Origin of the sequence: Lacibacter sp., from assembly GCF_035299325.1 — a bacterium.
GTDB lineage: Bacteria > Bacteroidota > Bacteroidia > Chitinophagales > Chitinophagaceae > Lacibacter.
The window spans coordinates 44,243-64,259 of record NZ_DATGWT010000005.1; the positions used below are offsets into that span (position 1 = coordinate 44,243).

17 protein-coding genes are annotated in these 20,017 nt (G+C 42.6%); all 17 read right to left on the reverse strand.

All coding sequences use genetic code 11. The features are described 5' to 3' along the window. Positions 1–19: 19 nt before the first annotated feature. The 17 genes from VK159_RS04575 to nusG all read right to left on the reverse strand — a co-directional run bounded on the left by VK159_RS04575 (position 20) and on the right by nusG (position 19,712). On the reverse strand, positions 20–709 hold the full coding sequence (locus tag VK159_RS04575) for a class I SAM-dependent methyltransferase (RefSeq protein ID WP_324228968.1): 690 nt from the start codon (positions 707–709) through the stop codon (positions 20–22). Between the two features lie 4 nt (positions 710–713). Next, entirely contained in the window at positions 714–2,012 is a 1,299-nt protein-coding gene (locus tag VK159_RS04580) for an ABC transporter ATP-binding protein (RefSeq protein WP_324228969.1), read from the reverse strand. A 20-nt stretch (positions 2,013–2,032) separates the two neighbouring features. Continuing rightward, positions 2,033–2,641, reverse strand: a complete 609-nt coding sequence (locus VK159_RS04585) for an acetyltransferase (protein ID WP_324228970.1) — start codon at positions 2,639–2,641, stop codon at positions 2,033–2,035. Further along, positions 2,638–3,723, reverse strand: a complete 1,086-nt coding sequence (locus VK159_RS04590) for a DegT/DnrJ/EryC1/StrS family aminotransferase (RefSeq protein ID WP_324228971.1) — start codon at positions 3,721–3,723, stop codon at positions 2,638–2,640. Before VK159_RS04590 ends, VK159_RS04585 begins: the two co-directional genes overlap by 4 nt. A 4-nt stretch (positions 3,724–3,727) precedes the next feature. Then, positions 3,728–4,864 carry a glycosyltransferase gene (locus tag VK159_RS04595; RefSeq protein ID WP_324228972.1) on the reverse strand — a complete coding sequence of 379 codons (1,137 nt, stop codon included), beginning with the start codon at positions 4,862–4,864 and terminating at the stop codon, positions 3,728–3,730. 13 nt (positions 4,865–4,877) lie between these two features. Then, the gene (locus tag VK159_RS04600) at positions 4,878–6,146 is read right to left on the reverse strand and encodes a glycosyltransferase (RefSeq protein WP_324228973.1); all 1,269 of its coding nucleotides are present in this window, start codon (positions 6,144–6,146) and stop codon (positions 4,878–4,880) included. Positions 6,147–6,156: 10 nt separating this feature from the next. Beyond that, positions 6,157–7,272 (reverse strand): DegT/DnrJ/EryC1/StrS family aminotransferase, encoded by a 1,116-nt coding sequence (locus VK159_RS04605; RefSeq protein ID WP_324228974.1) that lies wholly within the window; start codon positions 7,270–7,272, stop codon positions 6,157–6,159. Between the two features lies 1 nt (position 7,273). After that, on the reverse strand, positions 7,274–7,744 hold the full coding sequence (locus tag VK159_RS04610; protein WP_324228975.1) for an acyltransferase: 471 nt from the start codon (positions 7,742–7,744) through the stop codon (positions 7,274–7,276). After that, positions 7,734–8,750 carry a Gfo/Idh/MocA family oxidoreductase gene (locus VK159_RS04615; RefSeq protein ID WP_324228976.1) on the reverse strand — a complete coding sequence of 339 codons (1,017 nt, stop codon included), beginning with the start codon at positions 8,748–8,750 and terminating at the stop codon, positions 7,734–7,736. The genes VK159_RS04610 and VK159_RS04615 overlap by 11 nt, the downstream gene beginning before the upstream one ends. Before the next feature lie 10 nt (positions 8,751–8,760). Next, complete coding sequence (gene asnB, locus VK159_RS04620; RefSeq protein WP_324228977.1) at positions 8,761–10,677, reverse strand: asparagine synthase (glutamine-hydrolyzing); 1,917 nt, start codon at positions 10,675–10,677, stop codon at positions 8,761–8,763. An 85-nt stretch (positions 10,678–10,762) separates the two neighbouring features. Next, positions 10,763–11,629 (reverse strand): ABC transporter permease, encoded by an 867-nt coding sequence (locus VK159_RS04625; RefSeq protein WP_324228978.1) that lies wholly within the window; start codon positions 11,627–11,629, stop codon positions 10,763–10,765. An 85-nt stretch (positions 11,630–11,714) separates the two neighbouring features. Beyond that, entirely contained in the window at positions 11,715–11,930 is a 216-nt protein-coding gene (locus tag VK159_RS04630; protein ID WP_324228979.1) for a Gfo/Idh/MocA family oxidoreductase, read from the reverse strand. Positions 11,931–12,193: 263 nt separating this feature from the next. Further along, positions 12,194–13,303: a glycosyltransferase family 4 protein gene (locus tag VK159_RS04635; protein ID WP_324228980.1), complete on the reverse strand. Its 1,110-nt coding sequence runs from the start codon at positions 13,301–13,303 to the stop codon at positions 12,194–12,196. Between the two features lie 321 nt (positions 13,304–13,624). After that, complete coding sequence (asnB, locus tag VK159_RS04640) at positions 13,625–15,400, reverse strand: asparagine synthase (glutamine-hydrolyzing) (protein WP_324228981.1); 1,776 nt, start codon at positions 15,398–15,400, stop codon at positions 13,625–13,627. A 454-nt stretch (positions 15,401–15,854) separates the two neighbouring features. Next, positions 15,855–18,245, reverse strand: coding sequence for a GumC family protein (locus tag VK159_RS04645; protein ID WP_324228982.1), 2,391 nt, complete (start codon positions 18,243–18,245; stop codon positions 15,855–15,857). A gap of 10 nt (positions 18,246–18,255) precedes the next feature. Continuing rightward, the gene (locus VK159_RS04650) at positions 18,256–19,080 is read right to left on the reverse strand and encodes a polysaccharide biosynthesis/export family protein (protein WP_324228983.1); all 825 of its coding nucleotides are present in this window, start codon (positions 19,078–19,080) and stop codon (positions 18,256–18,258) included. Positions 19,081–19,205: 125 nt separating this feature from the next. Then, positions 19,206–19,712, reverse strand: a complete 507-nt coding sequence (gene nusG, locus VK159_RS04655) for a UpxY family transcription antiterminator (protein WP_324228984.1) — start codon at positions 19,710–19,712, stop codon at positions 19,206–19,208. Positions 19,713–20,017 lie beyond the last annotated feature (305 nt).

The window sequence follows — 20,017 nt, forward strand, 5'->3', positions numbered from 1 at the left end:
TATTTACTAAAAATTCCTACTATTTGATTTTTTGGGATAACAGGAAAGTATTAATCCAGAAAAGTGCTCGATCTAATAAATTCTTCTTCGCTATAGTGTCTGGTGGGTTGCCAACGGTCTTGATTGCAAAAAAAGCTCCTACTTCATTTTCATGCTTATTACCTAAATTATCTGAAGAATGAAAATTCTTGCATACTAAGAACTCCCAAGAGTTATCAAAATCATCAGGAGTCCATCCTGATTTATGCTGTTGCCACTTTCCTCCATCTAAACCCCATGCATCTTTTCCATCTGGATGTTCCTGAGGAACAAACCCCAACGGAGTAAAAATCACAATTTGATGTCGTGCGATTTCATTAAAGGCTTTCATCAATTCGAGCCCTTGGTTTTTGTCAAGATGCTCAATAACATCAAGCAAAAAAATCGTGTCAACAGATTTTCTAGGGAAGTTCGAGATTAGCTCATCTACTGTCTTATTTACAAAAATGTATTGCAATTTTCCCGTTAAAGTTTTTCTTCTTGTAAGCTTCGTTTGAAGAACATCCAAGTATTGTTGGTGAGCATCGTAACAAATATGAACAAACGGGTTAATAAAAGTCTGAGGTCGAATTCCACATCCAACATCAAGTACCATATTGACATTATTAATTTTTTTTGCTGCCTGTGCTTCTAATTGATTCGGTTCTGTGTATGTAATACGTTTACTCATATCTTTATTGCTTTGTATTTTTAATTGTTTCCCATTGCAGCATTGGCCGTGTCAATCCACCATACGTTCCGTGAAAATCGCCTCGTACTATAAACCCATCCAATATTTCAAAAGTTAAAACATTTTTTAGATGAAGCGGGTCGGTGAAATTGGGTCCAAATACGATCAAGCTGAGATTATAATTCCCATTGTTCAAAAAGTTTGAAGGTATTTTGCAGGTAGTTTTATACTCACCATTCGGCATCAATTTTGAATAATAATTTTTTTCATGATTGTTAATACTTGAAAAAACAATGACATCATTAATGTCGCTTATCATTATTGTCAATCCTACTCTCGAATCCGATTTTAGAGTTTGGTATTGAATATTTACAACAAAATTGTCATCCGTACTTATGTTCTCACTTTTCTCGTCTGCGAGATTTACTAGTTCAACAGATAAAATTTTACACCATGGATTTGCCGGCCTGTCCGCCTCGTTCCATATTTTATACTTTTCGGTTTCACCTCTGTTCGATAAATGATACTTATCAATTACGTGTTCAATAGGACCATTTACCGTTACAGTTCCGTTTTCAAGTAAAATGCCTGTTGTACACAAAGATTGTACAGCAGCCATGTTATGGCTTACAAACAAAACAGTTCTCCCCTGCGTATTGCTCACATCCTTCATTTTCCCTAATGCCTTTTTTTGAAACTCTGCATCGCCCACAGCCAATACCTCATCTACAATTAAAATTTCAGGTTCAAGATAGGCCGCCACAGCAAAGGCAAGCCGCACATACATCCCGCTGCTGTAACGTTTTACCGGTGTATCAATATAGCGTTCAACACCTGCAAAATCAACAATCTCATCAAACTTGCGTTTAATTTCATCCTTTGTCATTCCTAATATGGCACCGTTCAGGAAAATATTATCACGACCGCTAAGCTCCGGATGAAAGCCTGTGCCTACTTCCAGCAAACTGGCAACACGTCCTTTAATTTTAATGCTGCCTGTTGAAGGCGTAGTGGTGCGGCTCAATATTTTCAAAAGTGTACTCTTGCCGGCACCATTGCGCCCGATGATACCCAGCACATCGCCCTGCTTTACATCAAAACTGATATCCTTCAATGCCCAAACATATTCGCTGCTGCCCTTTTTTGTACGGTCGTTGGTGTCACCAATCATTAAATACGGATCTTCTTTGCCACGTACGGTATGCCACCAACGGTTCAGATCGTGGCTCAGCGTTCCCGTACTCACGGTACCCAAACGGTATTGCTTGGAAATATTTTCAACTTTTATAACTGTATTACTCATGTTTATTATGTCTTAAAAAATTAAACAGCAGGGTTTCCTTTTACGGTTTGCTTTGCTGCTACCGGTTTGGTAACCACGGCACCTGCTCCGATAATGGCATCATCGCCCACGTCAATACCCGGCAACAGAATTGCACCGGCACCAATAAATACACGGTGCCCGATATGAACATTTCCTAACAGCAGTGCGGCCGGACCGATCTCACAAAAATTTCCTGTTACCACATTGTGATGAAGATGCGCTCTTGTATTGATCAAACTGCCTTTGCCGATTTGAACATGGTTACTGATAAATGCATCGTGCATAATATTGGCTGCTTCATCAATAGTTGTTTGCTGCTCACTCACCAATGCTGTTGCTGCAATGAATGTGAAAGGCTGTCCGCCCCATGCAAGAAACAACTCATACATTTTTTGTCGCACGGCAGGGTTGCCGGTACCGACAATAAAGCGAGGATCGTTTTGTAACTGCGCCTTTACTTCTTCCGCAGTTCGGATCAATGCGTAGCCGTTGATCGAATCAGCTGCAGCAGCATTTACATTATCAAAGAGGAAAATTTCTTCCCCCGCTTTTTTGATAAGCAGGTCAAGAATTTCTCTGGCATGTCCTCCGGCTCCGGCAATGATCATGGCTGGTTATTTTGAACACGCAATAATAATCGGGCGATCATATCAACTTCTTCCAATGAAAGATCGAAATACAACGGCAGGCAAAGAATCCGTCCGGCAATATCTCTTGAAACAGGACACAACTGCTCATCCACATAATTCAATGTGTCCAAAGACGGATAAAAATAACGCCGTGGAAACACCTGGTATTTATTTAATTCTTCCATGCTCTTGTGTAACAGCTCTTCTGTTTCAAACACAACGGGATAATAACTGTAATTATAACCTGCTTCTTTCTGGATCTTTTGTTTTTTGATGCGCAGGTTTTTTAACACGGCATCGTAGTGCATACTCAGTTCTTTCCGCTTGCTGAGAATGGACGGCATATGCGGCAACACACTCAAGCCCATAGCCGCATGCAGCTCACTGTTTTTTCCGTTGATACCCACCATTGCAAATTCAACCGGTGTTTCATGACCGAAGTTGCGGAGGTACGCTAGTTTTTTTAACAGCTCAGGTTGCTGCGTAAACACGGCACCACCCTCGCCTGTATGAAATAATTTAGTGGCATGAAAACTGGCAGTGCTGATGTCACCAAAATTAAAAACTGATTGTCCTTTGTATGTTGTACCAAAACAATGTGCCGCATCGTAAATAACAGGCAGCTTGTGTTTTTTGGCGATGGCGCTGATGGCCGCAATATCGCAGGGATTCCCAAACACATGCGTAGCTAATATAGCCGATGTGTTGGGTGTAATAGCGGCTTCAATTTTTGAAGGGTCAAGATTAAAACTGTCGGGATCAATATCTGCAAACACCGGCTTACATCCTTCCCATACAATGGAAGAAGTGGTGGCCACGTATGAAAAAGGTGTGGTCAATACCTCGCCTTTTAATTCCAATGCTTTAATGGCAATTTGCAATGCAACAGTTCCATTGTTGAGAAACAATAAATGCGGTGCTCCCAAAAATTCTTTCAAACGCAATTCCAGTTCATTGGCCAAGGGACCATGATTGGTGATCCAGTTGCGTTGCCAGATGCCCTTGATATAATTTTCATATACCTCAATAGCCGGCAAGAAGGGTCTTGTAACAGGTATCATGAATTCAATTTTTTTTGAGTTGTTTAAACTTGGTCACTCGTGTCGTCAGATCCTCACTGATCAACTGCATCAATTTTGCATAACTGTATTTTGCCAGCACAGCCGCTTGGCCCAAAGCTGCGATCTGCTTTCGTTCATCTTCGTTACGCAGATAATAACTGATCTTTCCCTTACATTCTTCAAGGTTCTTATAGGTTACATAGGACCCGGGCGGGAAATGCTCAACCAATGAAGGAGATTCCCTGGTAAGCAATAATGAGCCTGCACCCATTACTTCAAACAATCGCTGGTTAACAGCAGTTCCGCCCGCAATGTCAATGTAATCATTCACCACAATTTTGCTATTGTAATAAATGTTGAACATAGCCAGACCGGCTGCCAGTCCTTGGTAAGCATCCGTCAATGGTTGCTCAATCGTTCCGGTTGAATAACCCCACCACTTAAACCCGAATTGATCATCTGCTGCCAGATCGGTAAAAAAACGGGTGCGTTGTTGAAACAGTTCGTTCCCCAATCCGCCGATGAACACCACATCATAAGGTTCTTTGTTCTTCGTTAATTCGTTTAGGATACGCTCATCAAACCCGTTGTAGTTATGCAATGTTTCGATCTTGTTGAATTCAAAAAATGTCCGGTAGTACGGTACGTCCGTATAAATCAGATCAAAATCGAGTGGACTCCATTCTGCAGGTAAGTGCGCCGATAGTCTGGACACAAGAAATATTTTTTTTCGGTATTGTTTCCAGAAACTACCCGGTATATTCGTATGCTCCCTACAAAAAATAACATCGGGCTTATAGGCATCAATGTAATCCTTCAACACTTTCAATCGCCATTCCGGCTCAATTAACCCTGCTCTGTTCCTGAGTTGATGAACCAGCCGCTTGAATTTGTACGTGCTGCCATATAACTCTTTTGCAAGTTTGTACACATACATCCAGTCATTAATAAAAAACTCCTCCGATTGCCATCCTAACCGGTTAAGATTGTAGGTGTAAAAATCAGAAAAATTACAACGTAAAGCGATGATGCGGTCATAGTAAGCTTTCCTCGTTAGGTCTGCTATGTCAGGTTTCCATTCCTGTTGCTTATGCAGCAGGTAATCCAGCGGATGAATCGAATCCAGTTTTAATAATCGCATTTCTTTCTTTGGCCTACTGTTTAACAGCAGAGCGGATATGGTTTGCCAGCTCTTGCATCCAGAATTTTCTAGTTAATACCTGCTTATCAAAAGCACCAGTATTTTGAAGCTTGTTTTGATGAGCCTGCAGCTGTTGCATGTTTGTTTCAAACGATGCATAATCACTGAGTATCTGAACGTGCGGAAATGTCGAAATAAATTGAGCGAAATCTTTCGGAGGCGCCGGGCTGCTCCATACATGTTTACCAAACCACAAAAACTCGAATACTTTTGCAATAAACCCGGTATAACGGTTGCTGTACCACGCCGGCAAGATGAGTACATCTGCTTCTGCCTGCATCAACAAGGCTGTGGATGTATTTACTTTTGGAAAAAGATAAACATCCTTTTGCAGCAAAGGGTTAAACACCATGCCGTCTTTATTTAGCCCCGCAAGTACAATCGCAATTTTCGATTCGTTTCCGGCATTGTACCGTTTCAAACAATCAAGAAAAAAGCCGTAATTCTGATGTTGATAGACTGTGCCCGTATGCACCAAAACAGAGGCATAATGTTTGCGTAGTTCCTGGAACTGACCCCAAACAGCCCCATCGTCAGGATGTAGTCCGGGTTGTATCAATTCATCGTATCCGTTGCGGATAATCACAATTTCTTTGTGCTGTTGTTTTTTTAGTAAAGAACGTTGCAGCTGGTCGGTAATACCCTCCGATACAACAAGGATTTTACTTGCGCCTTTCAGCGCTCTTGCCTGCACCAGCTTTTTATAGAGCAGTGTTTTATTCTTGTCGCTTTCAACAACAAACGAGTCCCTGTATTCAGCAAACCATGGAATCCCGTATTTTTTTGACAGTTCCTGTGCCACTACAAACGTCATGAGCGGATTGAACGTAGCAATAATCAAATCGTATTTCTTATGACGCAGGTGTTGATCAAAATATTCAATGGCGAATTTCTTCCAGCCGTAATAATAAGCATCAACAAGGTAGAGGTTGGTAATCACCCTCAATAAACTCCTCGTTGCTCTGTAAAAACGGGAATGGTTTACATAATTATAGAAACCGGTGTAATAAACAGGCCCCTCTGTGTTTGCGGGCAACCGTTCGGGTGCATCCGATTTCATCAGCTCAAAATCGCTTCCGATACTATCCCCGTCGCCGTAATGTCGGGTAAGTACATCTACTTCAATCCCTTCCTTTGGCAAATAGTTGAGGTAGGCTTCTGTTCGGAAACTGGCCACATTTTTAACCGGAGGTGCATTGAACGTCAGGTACAGAATACGCATAAACGGAAAATCAATCGTTGTAAAATGAGCGGATAAGGTCAGCTACATACATCACTTGTGTTTGCGCTAATTCAGGATAGATCGGCAAGCTGATAATTTCCTGCTGGCATGCGTAAGCATGTGGAAAGTCTGCAGCACTGTAGCCAAGATATGCATAGGCCGGCAACAACGGAAGGATGGTGGGGTAATGAATGGCACATTCAACGCCATGTTCTTTTAAATAACTCATCAACGCATCACGCTTTTTGGCCCGTATTACATACAAATGAAAACTATGTTTACTGTCCATACGTGTAACGGGTGTAACTACTTCCGGTATTCCGTTCAATGCTGCCTGGTACCAACCTGCAACCCGGCCACGCTTTTCGGTCCACTCGTTTAAGTGGGGCAATTTCGTTTCTAAAATGGCTGCCTGCAATCCATCAAGCCTGCTGTTAATACCTTCGATCTGGTGCTGATGTTTTACCAACGCACCATGATTCGCAAACATCCGGCATTTCTGAGCAAGTTCAGCATCGTTCGTAATCATACAACCTGCATCTCCATAGGCACCAAGATTTTTACCGGGATAGAAACTGAACGACCCGGCAATTCCTGTTAAGCCCGCCCGGATTCCTTTATATTCAGACAAATGCGACTGTGCACAATCTTCGATCAGCACAATATGGTGCTTATCACAAATAGCTTTGATTTCATCAATTGCACACATCTGTCCTTGCAGATGTACAGCAATTACTGCTTTGGTACGGGGTGTAATAGTCGCTTCCAGCAATTGCTCATCCATACTGTAATAAACAGGATCAATGTCAATAAAAACAGGCTTGGCACCTGTTTGGGTTATTGTTTCAGAACTGGAGATCCAGCTGTTAGCCACCGTAATCACTTCATCTCCGGCACCAATGCCCAGCATCTTCATGAGAATATAGAGGGAGTCTGTTCCGTTTGCACAGGAAACCACATGGCCTACACCATAGGTTTCCGCAAAAGCCTGTTCGAACGCTTTCACATATTTTCCACCAATAAACGCTGTTTCAGTAAGAACATGTTTGATCGAATCATCGATTTCTTCTTTGATCGATAGATACTGTGCTTTAAGGTCAACAAATGGGATTGTTTGTTTCATCATATTAAAGGGATCGCTTTTTTCTTGCCGGGTTACCAATATAAATACCAGGTTCAGTAATGTCTTTTGTTACAACAGCACCCGCACCAATCACAACATCATCACAGATACGGACCGGTAAGATCGTTGCATTGCTTCCGATGGAAACATGGTTGCCGATCTCGGTCGCTTTCCATTGGGAACTGTCGCCACCTGCAGGGCCACCGGTACTGAACAGGTCGTTGATAAACATCACACCATGTCCAATAAAACAATGATCGCCGATGGTCACCAGCTCACAGATAAAACTATGCGACTGCACTTTGCAGAAACTTCCAATGGTTACGTTCTTTTGTATTTCCACAAAAGGTCCGATAAAACTATTGCTCCCGATGCCGCAACCATAAAGATTAACCGGCTGAACCACCGTTACTTTTTCACCGAATACCACATCAACAATACCGGCCTGTTTAAGATTCGGTTGATTATTTTCCATGTGCAGATGCATAAATTTTCTGGATGATCTCAACTGTTTTCAATCCTTCAAACGCACTCGTTGTAATGCTGCCGCCTTTCTCCAACACATTGATCACATTGTCATACACCAGGTTGTGATTACTCATGGAACCAACATAATTGCCGTAATTATTCGGTTTATTCCCTTCAGGAAGATTGTCAATTCTGTAACCATCGATCTGTTGGTATTCAAGTTCGTTGAGATATTGCCCACCGATCTTCACAGTGCCCTTTTCACCAAAAATCGTTAGTGATCCTTCCATGTTTTTTTGAAAACTGTTAACCGTATAATTGACAGTGCCGATTGCTCCATTTACAAACCGTAAGATCACAACCCCTGTATCTTCAAATTCAATAATACCGTTGTGATGATAATTATCCATCATTGCTTTTACTTCACTGATATCTCCGATCATCCAGTACAAAAGGTCAATAAAATGACTGAACTGCGTGTACAAAGTACCTCCGTCTAATTCTTTGGTTCCCTTCCACGAATTCTTGTAGTAATCTTCATTACGGTTCCAGAAACAATTGAGCTGTATACTATAGATCTTTCCCAGTCTTCCTTCATCAATCATCTGCTTAACAGCTGCAACAGGAGGGTTATAACGGTTTTGCTTAATCGCAAATAACCGACGATTATGCTTCTCCGCCGCCTGTATCATCCGGCCGCAATCCTCTGCTGATAAGGCCATCGGCTTTTCGCACAATACGTGTTTTACTGCGTTCAATGCCTGAATACTGTGTTCCGCATGCAATCCGTTTGGGGAGCAAACAGAAACAATGTCAATGGAAGTATCAGATTGCAGCATTTCCTCAACACTATAAAAAGCCTTGGCGTGAAATTTCTGAGCCATTGCTTCAGCTTTCTCAGGCACAATATCACATACAGCGCTCAACACTGCCTTATTATGAATATGTTCAGCGTGTCGCTGGGCAATACGGCCACAGCCAATGATCGCAAAATTCAAACAGGATTCACTCATCTATCGTTGTTTATTTTTTTAATAATATATGTGCATTAAGAACAGGCCAGAAACGAAAACAATCGGAAGTTGTCCAGCTGTTATTCTTCGTTTTGTCCAGCACAAAATCAGAGATCACTTCTCCGTTCCAGTAATCACTTTGCCTGAAACGCTGAGAAGAAACCTCATCCCGGATAAGTTCTTTTAACTCTTTTTCATACCAGCTTTCAAGAGGCGCATTAAACCCGATCTTAAGTTTTCGGGTTCGCACTGATTCCGGCAGAATACCCCTCATCGAATCTCGCAGGATGCGCTTCGTAAAACCTCCGCCTAATTTGCTTTGCATAGGCAAAGAGAACACATAGCTAACCAGCCTGTAATCAAGAAAAGGCATCCTGATCTCAATACTGTTACGCATCGCACCACGGTCAAAATTGCGTAGTATGGTAGGCAATGTACTGTAATGAAATGTCCTGTAAAGGTCTGCTTCTGCTCCGCTGAAAGAGAGGGGTGCTGCGGGTTCCAGGAGGTTGATTCCGGAGAGTAACTCTTGGTTGAACCAATTCGAAGCAGACTGGCTTTGACTGGAGCCGGGCAAGATCCCATTCAGTTTGCGTTTCATAAATCCTGACAACCTGTTTGAGAATCGTAGGGCGTTTAATTGTCGTTTTCGTTCAGCCGGTTGCAACATATTCAGCCAGGTTTGGCGGATATCATTCGCATATTCCGTATATTGTTTGCTTTGTTCAATCTGCAAAGCATGTGATACATTGTGTGCGTATCCATACATCATTTCATCTACCCCATGTCCATCCATTGATACAGTGATGCCATGTTTTTTCATAGCACCATACACGCCATCAAGAATAAAAAGAGGAGTTGAATAAATGGTATCATACGATCGGATACTGCTAATGACCCTTTCCGGCAAATCATTACCGGTATTGGTATCTACAAAAACAGCCTGCCCGCCTGTATGCGCTAGCACTGCTTCTGCATACACCCGTTCATCTTGCTCCGTGCCCGGAAAAACTGCCACAAAAGCTCGCTGCCATTCTTTTGGTAAACGGTATAGATCTTTTTGACCCGTAACCAGGTGATGGATGCCGGCAAATACAGAAGAAGAATCCAGTCCGCCACTCAAGGCAGAAGCTATATTAACATCGCTACGCAACCGGAGTTTTACCGCATCCTCAAAAATCTCCCGAAATTGTTCTACCTGTTGGTCATACGAATCAGGAACAGAAACCAGATGATCCGCTGTAGCCCACCAATGCCTTACATTTATCTCACCCTTTGTAGTAATGGTAAGGTAATGTCCCGGTCGCACTTGTTCAATGCCTCGAAAAATCGTTTTGCCTAATCCTTCCAGGCCCCAGCAATTCCCTATGGTATAACTCACCAAGCCGGCATCTGCTTCACGCTGAAAGTCCCTGATATAGTTGAACTGAATGGTTTCAGAACCAAACACCAATTGTTTCCCCGGCTGCATCAGGTAGTATAATGGTTTGATGCCAAAACGATCTCTGGCCAGCCACAATTCCTGTTTCTGTTCATCCCACAGCGCAAAAGCCCAGAAACCATTGAAACGGTCTAAACAGGCTTTCCCCCACGCATGGTAAGCAGCAAGTAAAACCTCGGTATCAGAGTCAGATCGGAATTGATAGCCTTTTTGTTTTAGCTCCTCCCTTAGTTCGGCAAAATTGAAAATTTCCCCGTTGAACACAACCGTTAGCCCCCCATCCGCATAATGCATTGGCTGCGATCCGGAATCACTCAAATCAAGGATCGACAGCCTTCGGTGTCCAAGTCCAACAGTTTGACTGCTGCTGATCCAGCAACCCTCACCATCGGGTCCTCGATGTGCGATCACATCCGTTAACGAACGGATTTCTGAAGCATCAACCGGCTGATCTTTAAACCTGATAATTCCTGCAATTCCACACATAATTCAAAAAATTTCCGATATTATAGAATCAAATAGTTCAAACGAAACGTTTACAAAGCGTACTTTCTGAATACACGATTACATCTTACACTGTATCCATAAATGTGCGTTCTACTTTGCTGAAAAACACAGCACCAATAACTAAAACGACCAGCATAAACAATACACTGTAACCCAACGACAGCAATTCAAAATTCCCGGTTTGAAATAATGCAAAACGGAAACCTTCAACGATTGGGCTGAGGGGATTCCATTCGATAATGGGTGCAAACGATTTGTCTTTTAAAAAGGATAATGGATAAGCAACCGGGGTTGCATACATCAATAACTGTACGGCAAACCCAATGAGAACAGTAAAGTCACGATACTTGGTGGTAAGTGAAGAGATGATAATTCCCAGGCCTAAGCCAATGCCGGCCATAATCACTACAAGTAAGGGAATCAATAACCAGTTAACACCAAACAGAATAGGTACGTCTCTGAAAACAGCAAACCAGATCATTATCAGAAACAGGATACCGAACTGGATTCCCAGTTTCACAATATTACTCATCACAACCGACAAAGGTAATACCAGCCGGGGAAAATATACCTTCCCGAAAATATGCGCATTGGCCACAAAAGTATTCGACGTAGCGGTTAAACAGGTAGAGAAATAATTCCAGATGGTAATGCCGCTCATATAGAACAGGATGGGTTCTATTCCATCAGTTGGGATATTGGCAATCTTTCCAAACACCATCATGAACATAATAGTAGTCAGCACAGGTTGAATGACATGCCACAATGGCCCTAAAATGGTTTGCTTATACTGCGCCACAAAATCTCTGCGTACAAACAATAACATCAGATCACGGTATTTCCAAACTTCTTTTAAATTGAGATCAAACAAAGAGGCCTTGGGTTTGATTTCTAAATCCCATTGCTCAGTTGTATCGTTCAAATGATTCATAATTTCTTATTGTCTTTTTGGCTGGCAAATATCGATCATCCACTTCGGGCAATCGGCTTTCACTTTGGTCATTCGCATTGCTGGATTATCTGCATACGCTCATCAATACATCAACTCCTTTAATAATCAGCATATCATTGAGTGATGAGTAACGATAACAATCATACTTCGCTGAAAATGCCTTCGCCTTTTTTTCATCAATATCACACACCGCAACCAGCACGCCCTTTTCTGCAGCAAGCCTTGCATGCCGCTCACCAATTGTTCCGCATCCTGCTAATAAAAAACGTGTTGGTTTCATTCTATTAAATCGTATTGTAGCTCTGGATTTGTTTAGTCATTATGCTACACCTGGGATGTACATGCGCTTGCCACCGCATTTCACCACAGTAGTACAACTGCTTAATCAGGGCTGCCGCCGAAACATGGGGGTCGAAGATCCCGGCCGCAGCGTCGGGATAATATGTTTCGGCTGTCTTTTGGTTACTTTTGGGCAACCTGTCCCGATGAGCGAAGCATCTTCGGGAGCAAAAAGTGACAGAAAAAATCACTTGCGCAGCAAGCCTAAACTGCCGTGATTACGGATTGCAACCTTTCCTTAAATCGTTCAAAAGAAAAATACTTCAACATGTTTTGTTGTACTTCTCTTGAATTATGTTCTGTCGTTAAAGCTTTTACTAATGCTTCAGTTAATTCATCGGAACTATCCGGATCAACCAACGTCCCCAACTCCCCAAACTGCAACGCCTCCGTACTCCCGTCTTTATTCCCCGCAATCACAGGCAAACCGCAAGCCATTGCTTCTGTGTACACAATACCAAATCCTTCGCCTTTACTCGGCATCACAAACACATCGGCCAATAAATAATGATCAGTTATTTCTTCATCCGCAATAAAACCCGGCATCATCACCTGTTGTTCTAAGCCGAGTGATTTGATCAATGCATTCATCCGTTGCAGTTCTCCTGCATCAGCTTTCCCTGCAAGAATATAGTTGAAGGGGATGTTTTTTTTCAAGAGCTCCGGCAATATGCTTACCAATGTATCATATCCTTTGTAGCCCTCGTTGCTGTTCAAACGTGTTAACGTGAGGATCACTTTTTCATCGGCTGCAATGCCATAGCGTTCCTGTAAGTAAACCGGTTTTGTAAAGTCTGCAGGAAATGTAAAAAAGGGATCGATCGTATTAGGAAACACCGTGATCTTTTCAGCACGTAACCCTTGCTTGGTAATTAATTGCTCCTTGGTAAATCTGCTCACCGCTAAAAGCTGATCGGCTTGTTGCAACGCTTTTTTCTTTAGTCCGCCTGCCGGTTCAAACACTTCAATACCATGACAAACAATGATCAGTTTTTTTTTCGGAGCGATCAATTTCAATAAAACGGCAATGGGTGCAAGATTCAAATGCCCCAGGATGATCAGATCCTGCTGCAACGATTGCTTTACAGCCCATAACACAAACTGTAATTTCTTTCCGTTGAATGCATGATAAGCTTGTTGTTCTGTGTACTGTTTATCAAACGACTGATCGTACATTCCCCCAAGAGTTGTCTTCAGCTGAAGCTTAGTTGAAAGTTCAGCCAATGCTTTAATAAAAGCACGGTTAAACTTTTCAATACCGCCCATATGCGAGAAAGCCGTCAACACAAAAAAGGCAATTTTTTTCTTCTTCATCTTAACGATTCCCAGCTACCTTAAAATTCTTTAGTTGAATCATAAGTTGAAAGTTTCTTAGAATGCATCCCCTCCTGGGAGGGGTAGGGGTGGGTCCTCCCGGACGTCCTGTCCCGCAATAAGCGGGAGTAGGGGTGGGTCTCCTATCCATTCCGCTGAAACCTGTTCATCAACAACGCACACCAATACCTTCCCACGATAATTTCCCTGCTCAAAGTGTTTAAACAATTGATCTTCCTCGTTTTTCGAAAGCTTCTTAGAATGTATCCCCTCCTGGGGAGGGCCTGTCCCGCACTAAGCGGGAGTGTAGGGGTGGGTCTCCTATCCATTCCGCTGAAACCTGTTCATCAACAACGCACACCAATACCTTCCCCACGATAATTTCTTTTGCTGAAACTTCTTATACAATTGCTCTTCATCCGTATTCGAAGGCTTAATAAATTCATTTTCTTTTAACCATCCTTCAAAGGGAAACGTAAACCCTTGTTTCTTTCGTTTCCAGATAGCCTCCGGCAGTTCGTTTTCAAACGCTTTCACCAACACATATTTTGGTGGGGTTGTTTTAAACTTAATGGCCGCATCAATGGCACCCGCCATCAACATCACTTCCTTATCTAAAAAAGGCACCCGTATTTCAAGTCCATGCCACATACTCATAAAATCAGAATCTTTCAACAACTGATTCTGCATATAAAAATTTGTTTCAAGCCAGCTCACCCTGTTGCCATTACTCAATGTGCTCACAGGATAATATTCGCTCAGTGCAATAAGATCGTTCTCAATTTCTTTTTCAGTGGTATCAAGTAACGACGCAACAGACACAGGTGTAAAAATGCCCCTGTAACTTAAATACTCCGCAGCAGTATTTTGCATACCGGCATAGCTGAGTTTGCGGATACGGTGATCAGGGAAACGTTGCATTCCCCGTAATAAACCCGCAGGCATTTTCTGCACATACTTCATCTTTTTCTGTTGCTGAAAAGAAGGGTAGCCGCCGAATAATTCATCGGCACCAAGTCCTGAGAGCACAGCCTTCAATCCGTATGCCTTTGCATACATCGAAATAAAGTATGTATTGATACCATCTAACGTTGGTTGATCCATGGCCTCCATGGCATCTTCAAGTTGTGTATTGAAAATATCTTTCGTTACTAAAAATGATTGATGCTTTGCCCCTGTCTTATCAATAATCAGCTGTTGATATTTCTCCTCTGAAAATGCTTTTTCATTGAAAACGATCGATAGCGTATGAAGGTTATCTTTTCGTGTATGACTGGCAATTAAAGTAAGCAGGCTCGAATCAATACCGCCACTCAGGAACAATCCGATGGGTGCATCTGCAATAAGATGACGTTCTGTTGCCTGCTCCAGCGTTTCACGCATTAATTGTAATGCTTCATCCTCGTTTTTCAGTTGACCGGTAAAAGTCCATTTAAAGAAACGATGCACTTTCTTTTTCAGCGATGGCAGTTCCATAACCAATGCCGTTCCTTTTGTAAGTGGCACAACATTTTTGAGTGTGGTAATAGGTTCAGGTAAATGACCAAAGGTTAAAAACGCCGAACGCCATCTTTCGTTTTCTTCAAATACCTTCTCCGCCTTTGCAAAGGCCCTGATCTCTGAGGCAAAATAAAGACAATGCGCATCAATATAATAATACAACGGCTTGATGCCCGCATGATCTCTGGCCAATACCAGTTGCTGCTTTTTTTCATCAAGCAGTGCAAGCGCAAACATGCCATTAAAATATTCGAAAGCATCCACTCCCCATTGGCGGTAAGCTTTCAGAATAACTTCTGTATCACTTTCTGTGTTGAACTGGTGGCCGTAGTGCTGAAGTGTAGAACGCAGCTCTAAATAATTATAGATCTCACCATTGAACACAATGGTTAGCTCAGCATCGATCATCGGTTGATGACCGGCCTCACTCAAGTCAATAAGCGACAAACGCCGATGACCTAACGCCAACGGCAAAGATGGATGCACAAACAAACCCGCATCATCAGGCCCGCCACGATGCATCGCATCACGCATACTCACCACCTGCTCCTGCAGGTTCTTCAACGATGGATCAAAAATTCCGGCAATGCGGCACATAGAGTAAGGAAATCACTTTAAAAAAATCGTAAACCAAATCACTTGACCGTTTTCTATCTATTCACCTGTTAAAACCGGCAGATATAATCAATATTTTCCCAAAAAATAACATGCCAACTTGATAAAACAAGATCCCGACTATTTGTTATAGCCTTTTCGAAGCTTATTGAATAAGGACCTGATGCAATTAAACACAAAACAATTCTCAATTTATCCTACTAAGATGGCTGGTATAGTCAGCATGATCAACATAGGATGGTTGTGAAAGCACAAATGCTATTAACCACAGTAGCACTCAGCTAAATCAAGGCTGCCGCCGAAACATGGGGTCGAACGTCCCCACCGCAGCGTCAGGGCAAAACCAACAGCCCCTTTTTTACTACTTCCAAATTCCCAATCTCCAAATCCCAAATCCCAATTCCTAATTCCCAATTCCTACATCCTACATCCTTCTTTACTTAATCCCGATAAACTGCAACACCTTATTATACCACTTGTTCTTCGACGGATCATTATCATAATAGCCATAACCATAACCATAGCCGTAGCCATAGCCATAACCATAACCACCATAACCATAGTAACTGTTATAACCTTCCACTTTAATATCGTTCACCAGCATGCTTACAGTCGGGAATTTCTTTTGCTGATAGAGATCTTCCAGCATCTGCAATTGCTTTTTAAACGTGTATCGCTGACGGATCACAAATAAAGTGCAGTCTGCAAATTGCGAAAGCGTCATGGCATCACTTACCAGTCCAACCGGGGCAGTATCGATGATGACTGCATCAAAATTATCCCTGCAGAACTCAAAAAGTTCTTTCACTTTGGGTTCAAGCAACATCTCCGAGGGATTGGGCGGTGTGGGTCCGCAGGCGATTACAAACAGGTTATCAGTATCAGGAACCTTTATCGGTAATTCTTCTAAGCTGATCTTGCCAATAACATAATGCGTAATACCAAAAGCCCGTTGCAAACCAAGTCCGCTCACAACTTTTGGTTTACGTAAGTCAAACTCCAAGATCACGGTACGCTTACCCGTTAAAGCGATGGAAGCGGCCAGGTTGGTAGCCGCAAATGATTTACCCTCACCACTGAAAGAAGAAGTAACAAGGATCACAGGCGTCCGGTCTTTTTTCAACACCGGTTGCAGGTTACTGCGGATGATCCTGAATTGTTCGGCAAGAATGGTACGGCTGTTCTTGATCACGACCAGTGTCTGTCCTTTATCATTGTGGCCAAGCTCCCCAATCACTGGCATTTTGGTATATTTCACAATGTCTGCCTTCGTGGTAACCCGGTCGTTCATCAGGTCACGGATCAACACAATGATCACGGGGATCAATAATCCAAAAAACACAGCCAGCATATAGGCACTTCGCTTTTTAGGGAAGATGGGCATCCACCCACCTTCTGCTTCAGAAAATATTTTGGAATTGGAAACAGTGGATGCCAGTTGAATACCGGTTTCCTCACGCTTTTGCAAAAGAAAAGTATAGAGTTCGTTCTTGATCAGTTGCTGTCGTTTAATCTCCCGGATCTGGCTCTCCTTTTCAGGCAAGGAAAACATTTCAGTACGTACTGTTCGGGTTCTTTTTTCTAACTCGTTCCTCGACAATACATAAGACTGCCGTATATTTTTCAGGTTCTCGATCATGGAGGTTCTGGTCTTTTCAATACTTTGCTCGATCTCCTTGATCACTAAACTACTCTCTCTGCTCACTCTCAGTTCATTTTCCCTTTTCAGGATCAGTTGATTATACTCAGCTACTAAGGCAGATAAAGTAGGATCAGCAATACCCAACGTAGTCGGAGTAAGATTGTAAGCATTTTTTTTATCCTTGATATAATTGTCAAGGAGATCAAGCACCATGATCTGCATTTCCTGGGTTCGCAATTCAGATTCAGATTCATTAATATTATCAAGATACATCTGCGATTGATTCTCCAGGTCAAGAAACTGGTTACGCTTCTTAAAATCTTGCAGGTTGGTTTCAACAATACCCAAGTCATTTTCAAGCTCGCCCAATCGTTCGGAAATAAACCGGAGTGAATTTTCAGAAATACGGCTCTTGTCTTCCACATTGTAACTGCCATATTCCTTCATCACCTGGTTCAGGATATCAATCCCTTTATCTACGTTCTCGGTGGTTAAGCTCAAGTTTAACACACTCGAGTTTCGGCTTTTTTGAGCAATGCCAAGTTTTCCGGCTATTGCCCCTGCCACAGATTTTGATGGGCTCCAGTAGTACGTATACTTCCTGCCAACGGCATCCGCAATTCCGGGGTTGGGAATAATCCTGAAGGTCGAACCTCCCATTTCAATATTGCTGTAAAACGGACGTGGCTTCGTTTCCTTATTCATCACAAAACTGTTCTGGCCCGCCAGCTGAATATTAAACGAATAGCCACTATTGCTGTCAGCAATATTCACAGGTTCAACAATAAACGGTGTTTGCTTGTAGATCTCACTGCTCCGCACCTTACCATGTTCCACATAAATACTGTTCAGATGCAACGAATCCACAACCCGTTTCAGGAATTCCTTTGATCGCATCAAATCGATCTCATCCTCGGTATTGATCTTATCAGTAGGGTTAAAAATACTGCTGAACTTATCTGAGCCCTTGATATTGGTGGCATTCTCCACTTTCACGATCATACTGCTGTTAACTGTAAACAACGGCGTCGACCAGCGCAGGTACGCCCAAGCCACAATCAATGCAATGCCTAAGGAAAAGAAAAACAAAGGCAGGTTCGAAATATACTTGAACAGGATTTCCTTAAAGGTTAAAAGCTTGCTATCAGTTTCTGCCTGTGGCAGATGATCAAATTCGTTGGCCATTTATTAATTATTATCGGAAAATAGTAGTTAGAACAACAATTACGTTGATAAGACTCAACCCAAAAGAAACATATTGAAAAGTACGCTGCATAGTTTGGTCAGATGCTTTTAACATGCGGTCTGTTGGAGCTACATACACAATATCATTTTGCTTCAGGTAATAATTGGGCGATTGAAAAAAATCTCCCCTCGTCAAGTCAACAGTATGCATGGTACGCTTCCCGTTCTGCTCACGGATGATCAGGATATTTTTTAAACTACCACCTTGGGTCACACCCCCTGCTAAAGCAAGCGCATCCAGAAATGTTAATCGTTCTGAGGTTGACGTCACTTCCCCTGGCGCACCTACCTGTCCATGAAATGTCACGCGGAAATTTTGGTAACGCACATTTACGATCGGGTCTTCTTTCAGATATTCACCGGCCCGTTTCACGATCTCTTTTTCAAGTTCCAGTTTGGTCATACCATCGGCACGAATAATACCAAGCAAAGGCAGTTTAATTTCTCCGCTCACAATATCAACCAGGTAGCTATTCGATGCACCACCCGTTCCTCCATTTCCGGCTGCCGAACTTCCCCCGCTTCCGGCACCAACTGTTCCCTGAGAATAGTTTTGACTGAATAATTGATTTAAAGAAGAACTTCTCGAAGAAATATTCACCTGCAACAGGTCTCCCTTTTGTATAATAGGTTCCACCAGCTGGTAGTTGTTCAGTTTGGCCGTATCTAGCCCCTCATTAAAATAAACAACCTCCTTCCGAAGTTTGGCAGGCGATACACAGGAAGATAGAAACAACAAAAACACGGCTGTTGAAAATGAAAGTAAACGGTTCATGTAATTTATTTGGTCAGTTAATCCGGCTGCGGCACTAACGCCGCAACGATTGATTTATTGAATGATTGATAAAACTTCAAAACTCAGAACTTCAGAACTAAAAACGATCGGCTATCCACTACCGGCTAAAGACTACCGGCTCCTCCAACCGGCTCCAAATTACTCTTCTCAAACTGTGCCGTTAATTCATAACCAAGACTCTCCAACAGCACATAAGCCCTGTTATGCAAAACCTTGATCACAACTCCTTCCGTATCCATCATCAGCCCAGTTTTCACACGCACCTTTTGGCCACTTTCCAGTTGCACAGGTCTTGCCTGCACACCAGTATACTCATTCAGAAACTTTCTGATCACGTCAATCTCCTGTTCCTTGATGATGGCCGGCTTGCCGTTCCAGTAAAGAAAATTCACCACCCCATCTGTTAAACGCACCCTTGCTTTTTCTTCTTCATTCACACACACAAATACATACGATTTAAACAATGGTTCCTCGATCACTTTGTACCGGTCGCTCCATTTCTTGCGCACCTTATTCATCGGGCAATAATAAACAAGCCCCTTCCGCTCAAGTTGGGCACAGATCTTCTTCTCCCACCTGGGCTTTGTATAAACAGCATACCAGTTTTTCATGTCCGTCATAGTTTAATCCCATCTGTCTATGGAATATCGTACCAACTCTTTCACCATTCACTTCTTAACCTGGAACCTCTCTGAAATGAGCTGATTGAAGCGTGCTGTCAATCATGAACAAAGTGAATGATCCAAATCTGCGTAATCTGAGTTATCCGTGAGCCACATCGTGAACACAGTGAACGACCCTCTGCGTCTCCGCTCCTCTGTGTGATACCATTATAAGCGCAGCGCATAATCCTTCCCGTCTTCTATACTTCCCGGCTGCCACATCTCATAAATCTTTAACTCCTGACCTTTTCAAC

Coding starts and splice junctions, on each gene's coding strand:
- asnB (WP_324228981.1), bottom strand. CDS start 15,400: ATGTGCCGCATTGCCGGAATTTTTGATCCATCGTTGAAGAACCTGCAG.
- VK159_RS04615 (WP_324228976.1), bottom strand. CDS start 8,750: ATGAGTGAATCCTGTTTGAATTTTGCGATCATTGGCTGTGGCCGTATT.
- VK159_RS04650 (WP_324228983.1), bottom strand. CDS start 19,080: ATGAACCGTTTACTTTCATTTTCAACAGCCGTGTTTTTGTTGTTTCTA.
- VK159_RS04610 (WP_324228975.1), bottom strand. CDS start 7,744: ATGGAAAATAATCAACCGAATCTTAAACAGGCCGGTATTGTTGATGTG.
- VK159_RS04605 (WP_324228974.1), bottom strand. CDS start 7,272: ATGATGAAACAAACAATCCCATTTGTTGACCTTAAAGCACAGTATCTA.
- VK159_RS04585 (WP_324228970.1), bottom strand. CDS start 2,641: ATGATCATTGCCGGAGCCGGAGGACATGCCAGAGAAATTCTTGACCTG.
- VK159_RS04600 (WP_324228973.1), bottom strand. CDS start 6,146: ATGCGTATTCTGTACCTGACGTTCAATGCACCTCCGGTTAAAAATGTG.
- VK159_RS04625 (WP_324228978.1), bottom strand. CDS start 11,629: ATGAATCATTTGAACGATACAACTGAGCAATGGGATTTAGAAATCAAA.
- nusG (WP_324228984.1), bottom strand. CDS start 19,712: ATGAAAAACTGGTATGCTGTTTATACAAAGCCCAGGTGGGAGAAGAAG.
- VK159_RS04635 (WP_324228980.1), bottom strand. CDS start 13,303: ATGAAGAAGAAAAAAATTGCCTTTTTTGTGTTGACGGCTTTCTCGCAT.
- VK159_RS04580 (WP_324228969.1), bottom strand. CDS start 2,012: ATGAGTAATACAGTTATAAAAGTTGAAAATATTTCCAAGCAATACCGT.
- VK159_RS04645 (WP_324228982.1), bottom strand. CDS start 18,245: ATGGCCAACGAATTTGATCATCTGCCACAGGCAGAAACTGATAGCAAG.
- VK159_RS04575 (WP_324228968.1), bottom strand. CDS start 709: ATGAGTAAACGTATTACATACACAGAACCGAATCAATTAGAAGCACAG.
- VK159_RS04595 (WP_324228972.1), bottom strand. CDS start 4,864: ATGCGATTATTAAAACTGGATTCGATTCATCCGCTGGATTACCTGCTG.
- VK159_RS04630 (WP_324228979.1), bottom strand. CDS start 11,930: ATGAAACCAACACGTTTTTTATTAGCAGGATGCGGAACAATTGGTGAG.
- VK159_RS04590 (WP_324228971.1), bottom strand. CDS start 3,723: ATGATACCTGTTACAAGACCCTTCTTGCCGGCTATTGAGGTATATGAA.
- asnB (WP_324228977.1), bottom strand. CDS start 10,677: ATGTGTGGAATTGCAGGAATTATCAGGTTTAAAGATCAGCCGGTTGAT.